Here is a 14,342-nt window from a genome sequence, read left to right as displayed (position 1 = left end):
AAACCCGCGACCATGATGGGGTTGGAGAGAATCCAGCCATGGTCTGTGGAGTAAGCCTATATGAAGACTGTTTTTTCTCATGGCGGCATAAAGCTGGCGCTGATGTGCGCCGCCTTGGCCTATTCGCCGGTGCTGGCACGCAGCAATGCCGTTGCCAACGGCCCCAGCATCGCTGAGGCAGACAGTTTTGTCGCGCAGGCCGAGAAGGAACAGGCCGATTTCATGGTCATTGCGTCTCAGGCGCAATGGGTGAACAGCACCTATATTACCGACGATAGTGATGCGCTCGCCGCCTATTTCGGGACGATCGGCACCGATATGGGGGTGCGGCTTGCCAAGGGTGCGGCCCGGTTTGATAAGGTGGCGGGCCTGTCGTTCGATACAAGGCGCAAGCTTGATATGATGAAGCAGGGGCTGGTCCTGCCCGCGCCATCGACCGAGGGCGCGGCGCTGGAGCTGAACACCATCGCGACGCGGCTCCAGTCCACTTATGGCAAGGGCAAGGGTACGCTGGATGGCCAGCCGATCAACGGCTCCGACATCGAACAGAAAATGGCCGAAGTGCGTGATCCGGCTAAATTGCGCGAAATGTGGACAAGCTGGCATGATAATGTCGGCACACCGATGAAGGGCGATTATGCCCGGATGGTCGAGATCGCCAATCAGGGCGCGCGCGAACTGGGCTATCGGGATGTTGGCGCGATGTGGCGGTCCGGCTATGATATGCCCGCCGATGATTTCGCGAGACTGATGGACAAGCTCTGGCTGCAAGTGAAGCCATTATATGATGAATTGCATTGCTATACCCGGGGCAAGCTCAACGCCAAATATGGCAATGCGGTGCAGGCCAAAACCGGGCCGATCCGCGCCGATTTGCTGGGCAATATGTGGGCGCAGGAATGGGGCGACATTTATGACATCGTCGCGCCAGCCGGGGCGGGCGACATTGGCTATGACCTGACGGCCTTGTTGAACGACAAGGGCTATGACCCGCAAAAAATGTTCAAGGCGGGCGAGGGGTTTTTCTCCTCATTGGGGTTTGAACCCTTGCCGCAAAGTTTCTGGGTGCGCAGCCAATTGGTCAAGCCGCAGGATCGCGAAGTGGTGTGCCACGCATCGGCATGGGATGTGGACGGCAAGGATGATCTGCGGGTCAAGATGTGCACCAAGGTCAATGGCAATGACTTTGTCACCATCCATCATGAACTCGGTCATAATTATTACCAAAGGGCGTATAATAAACAGCCCTTCACCTATTTGAACGGCGCGAATGACGGCTTTCACGAGGCGATTGGCGATACGGTCGCGTTGTCGATGACGCCCGCCTATCTGGTGCAGATTGGCCTGCTCGATCCTGCCAAAGTGCCGTCCGAAGATAAGGATATTGGCCTGTTGCTGCGTCAGGCGATGGACAAGGTGGCGTTTCTGCCCTTCGGCCTGATGGTCGATAAATGGCGCTGGGGCGTGTTTGGCGGCAATATTCCCCCTGCTTATTATACCAAGGCTTGGAATGATCTGCGCCTGCAATATCAAGGCGTGGTCCCGCCCTCCGATCGGCCCGATAGCGCGTTTGATCCCGGCGCGAAATTCCATATTCCGGGCAACACGCCTTATGCGCGCTATTTCCTCGCCCGCATCTTGCAGTTCCAATTTTACAAGGCGGCCTGCGACATTGCCGGGTGGCAGGGGCCGCTGCATCGCTGCTCCTTTTACGGCAATAAAGAGGTCGGCAAAAAGTTGAACGCGATGCTGGCCATGGGCGCGAGCAAGCCATGGCCGGACGCGCTACAGGCTTTTACCGGCAGCCGCGAGATGGATGGCACGGCGATGATCGCCTATTTCGCGCCGTTGATGACGTGGTTGAAAGACCAGAATAAGGGCCAGATATGCGGCTGGTGATCGGCTTCATCTGAACCTGTTTTTGTAGGGGTAGCGTACATCATGGCGGCACAGGCCGAAACTCTCGCCTTTCTTGGGCTGGAGGCCCGCGCCATCGAGGTGCAGGTCCAGTTGCTCTCTGGCGTCCCCGCCTTCATCATTGTCGGCCTGCCCGATAAGGCGGTGGGGGAAAGCCGCGAACGGGTGCGGGCGGCGCTGGCATCCATTGGCCTGTCGCTCCCGCCACGCCGGATCACCGTCAATCTGTCGCCCGCCGATTTGCCCAAGGAAGGCTCGCATTACGATTTGCCGATTGCGCTCGCGTTGCTGGCGGCGATGGGGGTGATTGATGCGGAGATGCTGTCCGGCTTTGTCGCCTTGGGGGAATTGAGCCTTGATGGCCGCATTTCTGGCGCGCCGGGTGTATTGCTGGCGGCGCTGTTTGCGGCGGAGCGGGACAAGGGCCTGATCTGCCCGGCATCGCAGGGGTCGGAGGCGGTGTGGGCGGGATCGATTGAGGTGCTGGCCGCGCCGGATTTGCTGACGCTCATCAATCATTTCAAGGGGGTTGCCTTATTGGCCGCGCCTGTGCCTGGCGAGATAGATCCGCCTGTGCGGGGACCGGATCTGCGTCAGGTCAAAGGGCAGGAAACCGCCAAGCGCGCGCTGGAAATCGCGGCGGCGGGCGGGCATAATCTCGTGATGATCGGGCCGCCGGGCGCGGGCAAATCGCTGATGGCGGCATGCCTGCCCGGCATTTTGCCCGATCTGACCCCGGCAGAGGCGCTTGAGGTGTCGATGGTCGCCTCGGTGGCCGGGGAATTGGCGGGCGGGCGATTGATCCGTCAGCGCCCCTATCGCGCCCCGCATCATAGCGCATCGATGCCCGCATTGGTCGGCGGTGGACTGCGGGTGAAGCCGGGGGAGATCAGCCTTGCCCATTTGGGGGTGCTGTTCCTCGATGAATTGCCGGAGTTCCAGCGGACAGTGCTCGATTCCCTGCGCCAGCCGCTCGAAACCGGGAAAATCATGGTCGCGCGGGCCAATGCCCATGTCACTTTCCCTGCGCGGGTGCAGTTGATTGCGGCGATGAATCCCTGTCGCTGCGGCCATTTGGCGGATGCGGCCTTGGCCTGTGCGCGCGCGCCGAAATGCGCGGCGGATTATCAGGCGCGGGTGTCGGGACCATTGCTGGATCGGATCGATCTCCATGTTGAGGTGCAGGGTGTGAGCGCCGCCGATCTTGTCCTGCCCCCGCCTGCGGAAGGGTCGGCAGAAGTCGCGGCTCGGGTTGCGGCGGCGCGGGCGATACAAACGGCGCGTTATGCGGATTATCCGGTCCGCACCAATGCCGAGGCGCTGAGTTATCGCCGACACGCACCGCGCAACTAATTCTCAGCACTATATCCCATGAATATCCTTGCCATTCTGCAATGGACACTCTCCAATCCAATGGCTATTCAAAGCGGGCATAAATAGGGCATCGGGGAAAAACATCGTGAAATCAGAGGCGAAGATGGAGCCTGATGCAGAAAATGGCGAAGAAAATCGCGCGCGCACCCGTGTGTTCGTATTCATTTTTCTTGGCCTGCTTGTGTTGGGCGGGGTTTACGGCCTGTTTCATTATCTGACCTATGGTCGTTATGTTGAATCCACCAATGATGCCTATTTGCGCGCCGATATTATCGAGGTCGCGCCGAAATTGCCCGGCTATGTCGAACAGGTGCTGGTCGCCGATAATCAGGCGGTGAAGGCGGGCGATCCGCTGGTTCGTATTTCCGGCATTGATACCGCGTCACAGGCCGCACAATTGACGGCGGAGCTGGCGGCGGCGCAGGCCATGGTCGCGCAGTCGATCAGCCGGGTCTATAGTCAGGATGCCGCCATTCTCGCGGCGCGCGCCGATGAAATGGACGCGCGGTCGCGGGTGGATTATCTTCAGGGTGAAGTGAAACGCTACGAACCGCTCACCCGGTCTGGCGCGGAAAGCGGGGAAAAGCTCGCGCAATTGCGTCAGCAACGCGATGGCGCACAGGCGGGGCTGGCCCGTGCCGGGGCGCAGGCGGTGCTGGCGGCCCAGCAACGCGACGCGGCTGCGGCGGAGGTCGATGGCGCACATGCGCGGGTGGCGGCGATCCGCGCCCAGCAACAACGCGCCAATAGCGATGTGGCCCTGTCCGTCTTGCGGAGCAGCATCAATGGCCGCATCGGCGATAGCGGCGTGCGCGTTGGCCAATATGTGCGCCCCGGCCAAAGGCTGATGTCGGTCGTGCCGGTCGAACACATCTATGTCGTTGCCAATTTCAAGGAAACGCAGGTACGGCGGATGCGGATTGGCCAGAAGGTGGATATTGTGCTCGATGCACTGGCGGACGAACCGTTAAAAGGCCGGGTGGAGAGCTTTTCACCGGGGACAGGATCGGTGTTTGCCTTGTTGCCGCCGCAAAATGCGACCGGCAATTTCACCAAGATCGTGCAGCGCGTGCCGGTGCGGATCAAGCTCGATGGGGCAATGCCCGCAGGCCGGGTGATCGTTCCCGGCATGTCGGTGGTGGCGAGCGTCGATACCAGGGACAATAAGAACTGAGCGCGGCCCTGCTGCCTGTTGCCGACCCCTCATATGTTCATCTTGTTTCGTCAGCCAGAAGGGCCGATCATCGCATGACCCGGATTGCCAATTTCCGCCTGATGGCGCTGCTGACGCCCCTGCTGGCCACCGCTTGTGCCGCAGGGCCGGATTATCAAGGCCCTGCCGTAGTCGACCCTATATCAGTGGCGCGTGGCCATTTCGCACAGGCGCAAGCGCTGGATATGGCCGCCCATGATCCGGTCCAACGCTGGTGGGATCAAGTCGGCGATGCGACATTGGCAGCATTGGTGGATGAGGCGCTGGCCAATAGCCCGTCCATCGCCATCGCCGAGGCCCGGATCGCCAAGGCGCGGGCGATGCTGGCCGAGCGTCGTGCCGACCGCATGCCCAATATCGGCGTGATTGCGGGCGCGGCGATGGGCCGGATCGAGAGCGCGGACGGCGCGATCAACCAGAATATCGCGTTTGCGGCTGGCGGCATGGATGCGAGTTGGGAGCTTGACCTCGCCGGACGGCTGGCACGAGGGGTCGAGGCCGGACGCGCGCGCGCGGACATGGCCGAGGCCGGGCGAGATGACGCGCGGGTGCAGCTCGCGGCGGAAGTGGGGCAGGCTTATACATCCCTGCGCGCGGCCCAGCAGCGCCATGCGCTGGGAGTGCGCGGCGTGCAGTTGCAACAGGATGGGCTGGCATTGGTCCAGCAACGGCATCAGGCAGGCGCAGCCAATCAGGCTGCGGTCGATGAACGCGAGGGGGCGTTGTTGACGGCGGAGGGCGAGGCCGATGGCGGACGCGTGGCGGCGGCGCTGGCGCGTGATCGGTTGGCCTATCTCCTTGGGTTGGAACCGGGCGGTCTTGATGCGCGTTTGGCGGATGTCGGCAATGTGCCGCTGCCGCCCGCCGACATTGCGGTGGCCGATCCGGCATCGCTGTTGCGCCGTCGGCCCGATATTCGGATGGCGGAACGCCGCCTTGCGGCCAGCAATGCCGTGGTGGGGCAGGCGATGGCCGCACGATTCCCGCAGGTCAGCCTGACCGGGCTATTGGGTTTTTCATTGCTGGATCTGAGCGGCACGGCGGTACGCAATGGTCTTTCTGGGGCGGCATTGCCGTTGTTGCGGTGGAGCCTGATGGATTTCGGGCGCACCCGCGCGCGGATCAATGGGGCCAAGGCGGATATGAACGAAGCCGAAGCCGCCTATCGCGACACCGTGTTGGCGGCGTTGAACGATGCGGCGGGTGCGCTTACCCGTTACGGACTTGCGCGTCAGCAATTGATCCGCGCAAGTCATCAGCATCAATTGCTACGTTCAACCGCCGCGCTGGCCCATGAACGGGCGCAGGTGGGCGCGATCAGCCGGATCGAGGCTATCGCCGCCGAGACGAATGTGCTGGCATCTGAACAACGGGTACATGTGATGGAGGCGGGGTTGATGACCGCCTATGTCGGATTGCAGAAATCGCTTGGCCTTGGTTGGGCTGTGCCAAAATAGATTACGGGCTTATGATGTCGTGGCCGTCCCTCATCCCTCGTCATTCCCGCGAAGGCGGGAATCCATAAAGCACGAACAGATCGAAGGGCGCGCATCCCTGTCGCTCCACCCTGTCTGGATTCCCGCCTTCGCGGGAATGACGATAGGGGGCCGGGAGTAACGAGGGACGATATGGGGTGACATCCCGCTTATGCGTAAATGGCGGCCCTGATTATTGGAATCTGCGCTATGATAACAAGCTGCAAATCCACGGGGTCGCGCCAATTGGCCCGACCCCGTAAGCAGATATAAAAAAGCTTAGTGCTTTTTCAAAAATTCGGTCCGCAGCACCAGACCCTTGATGCCATCGGTGCGGCAATCGACTTCTTCCGGGTTGGCGGTCAGGCGGATGTTCTTGACGACAAGGCCGCGCTTCAGCGTCTGGCCTGCGCCCTTGACCTTCAAATCCTTGATCAGCGTCACGCTGTCACCATCTTGCAGTGGCGTGCCATTGCTATCGACGACATTGGTCGCGGTATCGGCTGTCGCGGCGCGGTCGCGGGCTTCCGAAGCGGACATCCATTCGCCGCTGGCTTCGTCATAGACATAGTCTTCTTCTTGGTCGCTCATGCTGCGTTCCTTGTCAGCGTGTGAATATGAAACAGGCGGCGCCGCGCGTTATAGCACAGCCCCGCCCGTTTTTCAGATCGGCAATATGCGCTTATTTACCGCGCAGCATATTGATGATGTTGGAAAAGTCCTTGCCACCTTCACCTGCCGAGGTGAGGATCTGGTAGAAGGATTCAGCCGCAGCCCCCATCGGCACGGCGGCATTCGCGCCTTGCGCTGCTTCCATCGCCAGCTTGAGGTCCTTCAGCATCAACGCCGAGGCGAAGCCGCCTTCATAGCCGCGATCAGCGGGCGAAGACGGGCCAACGCCCGGCACCGGGCAATAGCTGGTCATCGACCAATTCTGACCCGACGACACGCTGGAGATGTCATAGAAGGTCTGGAGATCAAGGCCGAGCTTTTCCGCCAGCGCAAAGGCTTCGCAGGTTGCGACCATCGAGGCACCCAACAGCATGTTGTTGCAGATCTTGACGGCTTGTCCTGCCCCTGCGGCACCGGCATGGATCACGGCCTTGCCCATTTTGGCGAGGATCGGTTCGGCGGCCTTGAACGCATCGTCCGGGCCACCGACCATGAAGGTCAGCGTGCCACCATTGGCAGCGGCGATCCCGCCCGAAACCGGCGCATCGACCATCGGATAGCCCTTGGCGGTTGCGGCGGCTGCCACAGCGCGCGCTGTCGCGACGTCGATGGTCGAACAATCGAGCAGCAATGCGCCCGCCGGGGCATGGCCGATCACGTCATTTTCATACACGGCCTGCACGATCTTGCCATTGGGCAGCATCGACACCACCGCATCGACGCCCGCAACCGCTTCCTTCACCGTGGTGAACGGCTTGCAGCCTGCTTCAGCCGCCTTGGCGAGCGCGGCTTCCGCGAGATCGAATGCGTGGACAATGTGGCCGCCCTTGACGAGGTTGGCCGCCATGCCGCCGCCCATATTGCCAAGACCGATAAATGCGATGGTGCTCATATGTGATCCTTTAAATGATGCAGAACGGCGCGGCTTATTTGCCGGTCCAGTTGCCGGGGCGCTTTTCGACAAAAGCGGTCATGCCTTCGGCCTTGTCGTCGGTGGCGCACAGCCCGTTGAACAAACGGCGTTCGAACAACATGCCCATGTTGAGATTGGTTTCAAACGCGGCGTTGACCATTTCCTTGTTGGCGATGGCGGCAAGCGGGGGCATGGCGGCGATGGAAGCGGCGGTTTTCAACGCCTCCGTCAACAGGTCCGCCACCGGCACGATGCGCGAAACGAGGCTGGCGCGTTCAGCTTCGGCAGCGTCCATCATACGGCCGGTCAGGCACATATCCATGGCCTTGGACTTGCCGACGGCGCGGGTCAGGCGTTGCGAGCCGCCCATGCCGGGGGCCACGCCGAGCTTGATTTCTGGCTGGCCGAACTTGGCATTGTCGCCCGCGATGATGAGATCGGCCATCATTGCCAATTCGCAACCGCCGCCAAGCGCAAAGCCCGCCACGGCGGCGATCCACGGCTTGCGCGTGCCGGTCACGCGTTCAAAACCCGCGAAGAAGTTTTCGCTATACATGGCCGAGAAGGCCTTGGGCTGCATTTCCTTGATGTCGGCACCAGCGGCAAAGGCCTTTTCCGAACCGGTCAGCACGAGGCAGCGCTGGCTTGGGTCGGCGTCATAAGCGGCAAAGGCGACGATCAAATCGGCCAGCACCTGACTGTTCAACGCGTTCAGCGCCTGCGGGCGGTTGAGCGTGACAAGGGTAACGGCGTCGCGTTGTTCGACGAGGATGGTTTCATAGCTCATAGCGGTTTCCATTCTTCATTGGCGGGAAGGGGCGCGAAAATCGCGTCCAGAAAGTCTTCGGAAACATCGGCAGGCGTCGCCGGATTCCATTTCGGGGCATTGTCTTTTTCAACGATGACGGCACGCACGCCTTCCGAAAAGTCGGGGCACATCAGCATGCGTGAGGCAATGCGATATTCAATCGCCATATTATCGGCAAAGGTCGCGCATTGCCCGCCCAGCGCCAATTGGCGCAGCGTGACCTTGCAGGTCTGGGGCGATTTGGTGTTGAGCGTGGCCAGTTCCTTCAACGCCCAATCCGAGCCATCGGCTTCCAAGGCGGCGATGATGTCTTCGAACCGATCGGATGCAAAGGCGCGGTTGATCTGGGCGATATGGGCGGTGATCTTCGCTTCTGGCGGGGTGATGGACAATTGGCCGAGAATGCCTTCGGCCCGTTCGGGATCATCGGCGATCCGCGCCTTGGCTTCTGCCAATGCGTCAGCAGGCAGATAATGGGTGGCAAGGCCCAGAGCGAGGCATTCCGCCCCGTCGATGCGCGCGCCAGTCAGGCCGAGATACTGGCCGACCCGGCCTTCAAGATGCGACAGATACCAGCCGCCACCGACATCGGGGAACAGGCCGATGCCCGTTTCCGGCATGGCAAAACGGGTATTTTCCGTCACGACGCGGAAACGCGCAGGCTGGGAAATGCCGACGCCACCACCCATTGTGATGCCATCCATAAAGGCGATGATCGGCTTGCCATAAGTGAACATCAGATTGTTGAGCTGATATTCATCATAGAAAAAGCGACGGCCATCGACCCCATCCTTGGCGGCGGATTCGGACAGGATGCGAATATCACCCCCGGCGCAAAAGCCACGGCCTTCCGCATGATCAAGGATGATCGCGCCGATGGCAGGGTCATTGGCCCAGTTGGTCAGCACTTCAACCATGCCATGCACCATCGGCAGGGTCAGCGCGTGGATCGCCTTGGGGCGGTTGAGGCTGATCTGCCCCGCCTTGCCCTCAACGCGGATGATGAGTTCGTCGGTCATTATTTTACCAGCTCCCGGCCAATAATCATCCGCATCACTTCGTTCGTGCCTTCAAGGATGCGATGGACGCGCAGGTCGCGATAGAAGCGCTCGATCGGATAATCCTGCAAATAGCCATAGCCGCCATGCAGCTGGAGCGCGCGATCGACGATGGTCATGCCATTGTCGGTCGCAAGGCGCTTGGCCATGGCGGCAAAGCGGGTCTTGTCCGGCGCGCCGTTGGTGACCTTCACCGCCGCCGCATAGAGCATCAACCGTGCGGACTGGAGATCGGTTTCCATATCGGCCAGCGTGAACTGGGTGTTCTGGAAATCGGCGATCGCCTTGCCGAACTGGCGACGGTCCTTGGTATATTTGATCGCCTCGTCAAGGCAGCGCTGCGCACCGCCGAGCGAGCACGCGCCGATGTTGAGGCGACCGCCATCAAGACCGGCCATCGCAATCTTGAAGCCTTCGCCCAATGCGCCGACCATGTTCATTGCCGGGACACGGACATTGTCGAAATTGACCTGTGCGGTCGGCTGCGAATGCCAGCCGAGTTTCTTTTCCTGCGCGCCAAAGCTGACGCCCGGCATATCCTTGTCGATAACGAAGCAGCTGATGCCCTTGGCACCATCTTCGCTGGTACGGCACATCGTCACATAGACTTCGTTTTCGCCGCCGCCGGAGATGAACTGTTTCGACCCGGTGATGAGATAATCATCGCCATCCTTGACCGCCTTGGTCTTGAGCGAGGCCGCGTCCGACCCTGCGCCTGCCTCGGTCAGGCAATAGGATGCAATCTGATCCATCGCGATGAGACCGGGGAGATATTGGTCCTTGAGCGCCTGATTGCCATAGCAATCGATCATCCAAGTGGCCATGTTGTGGATCGAGATGAACGCCGAGGTCGATGGGCAGCCATAGGCCATGGCTTCCATGATGATCGCCGATTCGAGACGGCCAAGGCCGATCCCGCCCGAATTTTCCGATACGTAAATCCCGCCAAAACCGAGATCGGCGGCGGATTTGATCACATCGCGCGGGAAATGATGTTCTTCGTCCCATTTCGCGGCAAAGGGCGTGATCGCGTCTGCCGTGAATTTTTGTGCCATATCCTGAATGGCAAGCTGATCTTCGGTCAGATCATACTGGCTGGTCATCATTCCCCCCTTGGACGCATATCGTCCTCAATTTGAGCTTCATGCATTGGTATTGCATGTGTCGCGCACAAAAACGCCCGCAACGGACGAGCCGTCACGGGCGTTTGTGCGCTTTACCTATGGATCGTCAAGTTCAAGGCGCTCACTTGGCCAGCTTGGCGATCACGTCCCCGAACAGCTCTTCGTCGCTCGGGATCGTCTTGGCGACGGCCAGCGGCTTGGAGACCCAGGTTTCGTTGATCAGGTCGCGCCATGTGATGTTGTTGTTGGTGCCATTGCCGCCCCAGCTACCGCAACCGAGCGAGAAGGTCTGGCGCATGCCATTCCACAAATTGCCCGAATTGGACGGTGCCTGCGGCTGGTTGACCATGACGCGCGAGGTCTTGGTTGCCTTGGCCAGCTTCAGGATATTGTCATCCGAGTTGGAATAGATACCGCAGCTATGGCCCTGGCCCTGATAGGACTGGATGTTGTTGGTGAGCGCAATCGCTTCATCGATGTCCTTGACGCGATAGAGCGCCATGACGACCGACAGCTTTTCACCCGAGAACGGATATTCCGGGCCAAAGCCGGTTTCCGGTACGATGAAGAAGCGCTTGCCTTCCGGCAGGCCGATGCCGGCCATGCCAGCGATCTTTTCCGGCGGCTGGGCAACAATCGCGGTATTGAGATGGCCATCTACCCAGATGGTGTTCTGCAACAGAACCTTTTCTTCCGGGGTGACGACATAGCCGCCTTGATGTTCCAGCTTGGCCAGCATGTCATCATAGATCGCATCAAACAGGACGACGCTGTTGTCCGAAGAGCAGCTGGCCGCGAGATCGAGGGTCTTGGAGATGCGGATCTTTTCAGCGGCATCGTCAAGGTCGGCGGTATCGTCAACGGTGATGACGGCATTACCGACGCCAACGCCAAGCGCCGGGGTGCCCGACGAATAGGCGGCGGTCACCATCGCGCTGCCGCCAGTGGCGAGCACGCGGTCGCACTGGCGCATCAGTTCGTTGGTCTTTTCAACCGATGGGCTGTCGATGCTGATCACGAGATCGGCAGGCGCGCCGAGCTTGACCAGCGCTTCGCGCATCAGGTCGCAGATCAGCTTGTTGGTCAGCTTGCAACGCGGGTGCGGCGCGATGATGATCGAGTTGCGACCCTTCACCGCCGAAATACCCTTGATCACCGGGGTTGCTTCCGGGTTGGTCGATGGCGACAAGGCGCCGATCACGCCGACCGGCTTGGCGATCTTGATGATGTTGCGTTCGGCATCTTCTTCGATCACGCCAACCGACTTGTCGTTGATGATGTCGAGCAGGGCCGCACGGGTCTTGCGGAAAATCTTGAGATATTTGCCGTCGTAATTGCCGAGCTGGCTTTCATCGACCGTGTGCTGGGCGATCATTTCGGCGACATCTTCCTTGGCCACGGCCCAGACCATGCCACGGATCAGTTCATCGACCTGTGCTTGCGTATAATTGGCGATCTTTTCCTGTGCAGCGCGTGAGCGCGCAACCAAGGCGGCGATTTCAGCGTAATCGGGACGTTCGTCTGCTGATGGGATGGAAGCTGGCTGTGCCATGATGAAATCCGCTCCTGATGCTGCGTCCTGCCGATTGCTGCGGCCTGACGACTCGTTTCACATGCTTTCTAGCCGCTTCCAGAAGGGATCGCCACGGCAATGCGGCGAAGTTCGGCGCTCGGCACTTGGGCATGCAACAAATGAGACGCCAGAATCGACGTCTCGGTGACGGCGCCCTATGGCCTATTGTGAAAATGCCCGCAAGAGTGCATCTCCGCATCGATAGACTGCAAAATTGCAGCATGAGGGGGTGGGATGTTCGATTGGGACGATATGCGTATTTTCCTTGGCGTGGCGCGGTCGCGAACCTTGGCCGATGCTGCCCGTCAATTGGAACTGGATGCGACCACTGTTGGTCGGCGGCTGACCCGATTGGGCGAGGCGTTGGGCGCGAATCTGTTCGAACAGGCAGGCGGTGCGCGGCGGCTTACGGAATCCGGCCATGCGCTGTTTCGCCATGCAGAAGCGGTCGAAAGCGCGGCCCTGTCCGCCGTGGCGCAGGTGACGGGCGAATCCCAAAGCCTTGCCGGGCAGGTCCGCCTGTCGGTGGCGGAGGGCTTCGGGACATGGGTGCTGGCCCCGGCGATGCGCGAATTTCACCAATCCAATCCGCGCATCCGGCTCGACCTCATCACGGCATCCGGCTTTCTCAACCCGTCCAAGCGCGAGGCGGATATGGCGGTGATGCTGGCCCGGCCCCAGCGCGGGCGGCTGGTGGTGCAATTGCTCGGCGATTATCGCCTGCATCTGTATGCGGCGCGGTCCTATCTCGCCGCGCAAGGCACGCCGCGCCGTCCTGCCGATCTGCGTCGCCATGTGCTGGTCGGCTATATTCCCGAACTGATCTATGCGCCGGAACTGGATTATCTGGGCGAGGTGCTGACCGGGCTGGAGGCCGTGCTGCGCAGTACGAGCATCAACGTCCAGCACCAGATGATCAGCCATGGCGCGGGGATTGGCGTGTTGCCTGATTTCATCGGTGACCGCGATCCGGGGTTGGTCCGCATCCTGCCCGACCATGTCGAACTGACGCGCGATTTTTGGCTTGTGACGCATAGCGACCTTGCCAATCTGTCGCGTGTCCGCGCGGTTGCCCAATGGTTGCGCCACCGGGTGCAGGCGTTGCAGGACCAGATCAGAACAGGCTGAGTTGGGGACTGTCCGGACGGGGCGCAGTGAACTGGCTGCAATCAAGCTTGATGTCGTGAAGGTCCAGCCCGTGCTGGCGACTGGCGATGCGGAATCGGGTGCGGATCAGATCGGCCCAGACGCCGCTGCCCTGCATCCGCCCGAAAAAGCGCGAATCATTGTCCTGCCCGTCGCGCAATGACCGGATGATCGCCATCACCTTGCTGGCGCGATCGGGGTAATGCACATCGAGCCAGTCCTGAAAAATGCCGCTCACTTCCAGCGGCAGGCGGATCGGGATGTAAAAACTGCCCTTGGCCCCGGCCTTGGCGACGGCGGCAAGGATGGCCTCGATCTCATGATCGGTGATCCCCGGAATGATTGGGGAAATCGAGGCGAATACCGGTACGCCCGCATCGCTCAACGCCCGGATCGCGGCCAGTCTCTTATCTGGGCGCGGGGCGCGGGGTTCCAGCGTCTGGGCGATCTTGGGGTCGAGCGTGGTGACGGAAATCGCCACTGCCGCAAGATTGGCCGCCGCCATGTCACCGAGCAGATCAAGGTCGCGGAGGATGCGGTCGGATTTGGTGGTGATGGTGACCGGGTGGCGACAAGCGGCCAGCACCTCCAGACAGTCGCGGGTGATGCGCCAGTCGCGTTCGATCGGCTGATAGGGATCGGTATTGGTGCCAAAGGCGATGGGGCGGACCTGATAGCCCGGTTTCGCCAGTTCTTTCCGCAGCAATATCGCAGCGTCGGGCTTGGCGAACAGGCGGGTCTCGAAATCGAGGCCGGGCGATAGATCGAGATAGGTATGGCTGGGCCGGGCATAGCAATAGACGCAGCCATGTTCGCAGCCACGATAAGGATTGATCGAGCGATCAAACGGGATGTCGGGCGATTGGTTGCGGGCGATGATCGTGCGCGGATGTTCGACCGTGACCTCGGTGCGCGGCGCTGCCGCTTCGCCATCGATCAGATCGCGGGCATCGAGCCAATCGCCCTCATCATGGCGTGCCGGCAGGTCGAACCGGCCCGATACGGCGTTCCCCGTCGCGCCCCGTCCGGTCTTGCGATGATCCCTGCCTGCCATTGCCGATATGTACAT

11 protein-coding genes and 1 pseudogene are annotated in these 14,342 nt (G+C 60.8%); 5 read left to right on the top strand and 7 right to left on the bottom strand.

The genetic code is table 11. The features are described from left to right. Nucleotides 1-60: 60 nt before the first annotated feature. The 4 genes and pseudogenes from K6117_RS10830 (at nucleotide 61) to K6117_RS10815 (ending at nucleotide 5,961) form a co-directional block, all read left to right on the top strand. Nucleotides 61-1,899 carry a M2 family metallopeptidase gene (locus K6117_RS10830; protein WP_221794884.1) on the top strand — a complete coding sequence of 613 codons (1,839 nt, stop codon included), beginning with the start codon at nucleotides 61-63 and terminating at the stop codon, nucleotides 1,897-1,899. A 42-nt stretch (nucleotides 1,900-1,941) separates the two neighbouring features. Continuing rightward, nucleotides 1,942-3,234 (top strand): annotated as a pseudogene (locus tag K6117_RS10825) (YifB family Mg chelatase-like AAA ATPase); the annotation flags it as partial. 142 nt (nucleotides 3,235-3,376) lie between these two features. After that, entirely contained in the window at nucleotides 3,377-4,465 is a 1,089-nt protein-coding gene (locus K6117_RS10820; protein ID WP_221794880.1) for an HlyD family secretion protein, read from the top strand. A 74-nt stretch (nucleotides 4,466-4,539) separates the two neighbouring features. After that, nucleotides 4,540-5,961: an efflux transporter outer membrane subunit gene (locus K6117_RS10815; protein ID WP_221794878.1), complete on the top strand. Its 1,422-nt coding sequence runs from the start codon at nucleotides 4,540-4,542 to the stop codon at nucleotides 5,959-5,961. A 297-nt stretch (nucleotides 5,962-6,258) separates the two neighbouring features. On the opposite strand, the gene K6117_RS10810 is transcribed toward K6117_RS10815, so the two are convergent. From K6117_RS10810 to K6117_RS10785, 6 genes are all read right to left on the bottom strand, one after another. Then, complete coding sequence (locus K6117_RS10810) at nucleotides 6,259-6,570, bottom strand: alkylphosphonate utilization protein (RefSeq protein WP_221794876.1); 312 nt, start codon at nucleotides 6,568-6,570, stop codon at nucleotides 6,259-6,261. A 91-nt stretch (nucleotides 6,571-6,661) separates the two neighbouring features. Then, nucleotides 6,662-7,543, bottom strand: coding sequence for a 3-hydroxyisobutyrate dehydrogenase (gene mmsB, locus K6117_RS10805; RefSeq protein WP_221794874.1), 882 nt, complete (start codon nucleotides 7,541-7,543; stop codon nucleotides 6,662-6,664). Nucleotides 7,544-7,577: 34 nt separating this feature from the next. Further along, the gene (locus K6117_RS10800; protein ID WP_221794873.1) at nucleotides 7,578-8,351 is read right to left on the bottom strand and encodes an enoyl-CoA hydratase-related protein; all 774 of its coding nucleotides are present in this window, start codon (nucleotides 8,349-8,351) and stop codon (nucleotides 7,578-7,580) included. Further along, on the bottom strand, nucleotides 8,348-9,391 hold the full coding sequence (locus K6117_RS10795; protein WP_221794870.1) for an enoyl-CoA hydratase/isomerase family protein: 1,044 nt from the start codon (nucleotides 9,389-9,391) through the stop codon (nucleotides 8,348-8,350). The genes K6117_RS10800 and K6117_RS10795 overlap by 4 nt, the downstream gene beginning before the upstream one ends. Beyond that, nucleotides 9,391-10,533 carry an acyl-CoA dehydrogenase family protein gene (locus K6117_RS10790; protein ID WP_221794868.1) on the bottom strand — a complete coding sequence of 381 codons (1,143 nt, stop codon included), beginning with the start codon at nucleotides 10,531-10,533 and terminating at the stop codon, nucleotides 9,391-9,393. Before K6117_RS10790 ends, K6117_RS10795 begins: the two co-directional genes overlap by 1 nt. A 142-nt stretch (nucleotides 10,534-10,675) precedes the next feature. Continuing rightward, nucleotides 10,676-12,106 carry an aldehyde dehydrogenase family protein gene (locus K6117_RS10785; RefSeq protein WP_221794866.1) on the bottom strand — a complete coding sequence of 477 codons (1,431 nt, stop codon included), beginning with the start codon at nucleotides 12,104-12,106 and terminating at the stop codon, nucleotides 10,676-10,678. A 255-nt stretch (nucleotides 12,107-12,361) separates the two neighbouring features. Between K6117_RS10785 and K6117_RS10780 the strand changes: the two genes are divergently transcribed. Next, the gene (locus K6117_RS10780; RefSeq protein WP_221794864.1) at nucleotides 12,362-13,255 is read left to right on the top strand and encodes a LysR family transcriptional regulator; all 894 of its coding nucleotides are present in this window, start codon (nucleotides 12,362-12,364) and stop codon (nucleotides 13,253-13,255) included. Here the strand turns inward: K6117_RS10780 and K6117_RS10775 are convergent. Beyond that, nucleotides 13,242-14,327: a PA0069 family radical SAM protein gene (locus tag K6117_RS10775; RefSeq protein WP_221794862.1), complete on the bottom strand. Its 1,086-nt coding sequence runs from the start codon at nucleotides 14,325-14,327 to the stop codon at nucleotides 13,242-13,244. The two genes, K6117_RS10780 and K6117_RS10775, sit on opposite strands and share 14 nt — an antisense overlap. Nucleotides 14,328-14,342: the final 15 nt, after the last annotated feature.

Source organism: Alteraquisediminimonas sediminicola (genome assembly GCF_019740335.1).
Taxonomy (GTDB): domain Bacteria; phylum Pseudomonadota; class Alphaproteobacteria; order Sphingomonadales; family Sphingomonadaceae; genus Alteraquisediminimonas; species Alteraquisediminimonas sediminicola.
This window is presented reverse-complemented; position numbering and strand designations above follow the sequence as displayed.

Bases quoted from the DNA above. Each gene is read 5' to 3' on its own strand.
- K6117_RS10775 (WP_221794862.1), bottom strand. From the start codon at position 14,327: ATGGCAGGCAGGGATCATCGCAAGACCGGACGGGGCGCGACGGGGAAC.
- K6117_RS10780 (WP_221794864.1), top strand. From the start codon at position 12,362: ATGTTCGATTGGGACGATATGCGTATTTTCCTTGGCGTGGCGCGGTCG.
- mmsB (WP_221794874.1), bottom strand. From the start codon at position 7,543: ATGAGCACCATCGCATTTATCGGTCTTGGCAATATGGGCGGCGGCATG.
- K6117_RS10815 (WP_221794878.1), top strand. From the start codon at position 4,540: ATGACCCGGATTGCCAATTTCCGCCTGATGGCGCTGCTGACGCCCCTG.
- K6117_RS10795 (WP_221794870.1), bottom strand. From the start codon at position 9,391: ATGACCGACGAACTCATCATCCGCGTTGAGGGCAAGGCGGGGCAGATC.
- K6117_RS10785 (WP_221794866.1), bottom strand. From the start codon at position 12,106: ATGGCACAGCCAGCTTCCATCCCATCAGCAGACGAACGTCCCGATTAC.
- K6117_RS10800 (WP_221794873.1), bottom strand. From the start codon at position 8,351: ATGAGCTATGAAACCATCCTCGTCGAACAACGCGACGCCGTTACCCTT.
- K6117_RS10790 (WP_221794868.1), bottom strand. From the start codon at position 10,533: ATGACCAGCCAGTATGATCTGACCGAAGATCAGCTTGCCATTCAGGAT.
- K6117_RS10830 (WP_221794884.1), top strand. From the start codon at position 61: ATGAAGACTGTTTTTTCTCATGGCGGCATAAAGCTGGCGCTGATGTGC.
- K6117_RS10810 (WP_221794876.1), bottom strand. From the start codon at position 6,570: ATGAGCGACCAAGAAGAAGACTATGTCTATGACGAAGCCAGCGGCGAA.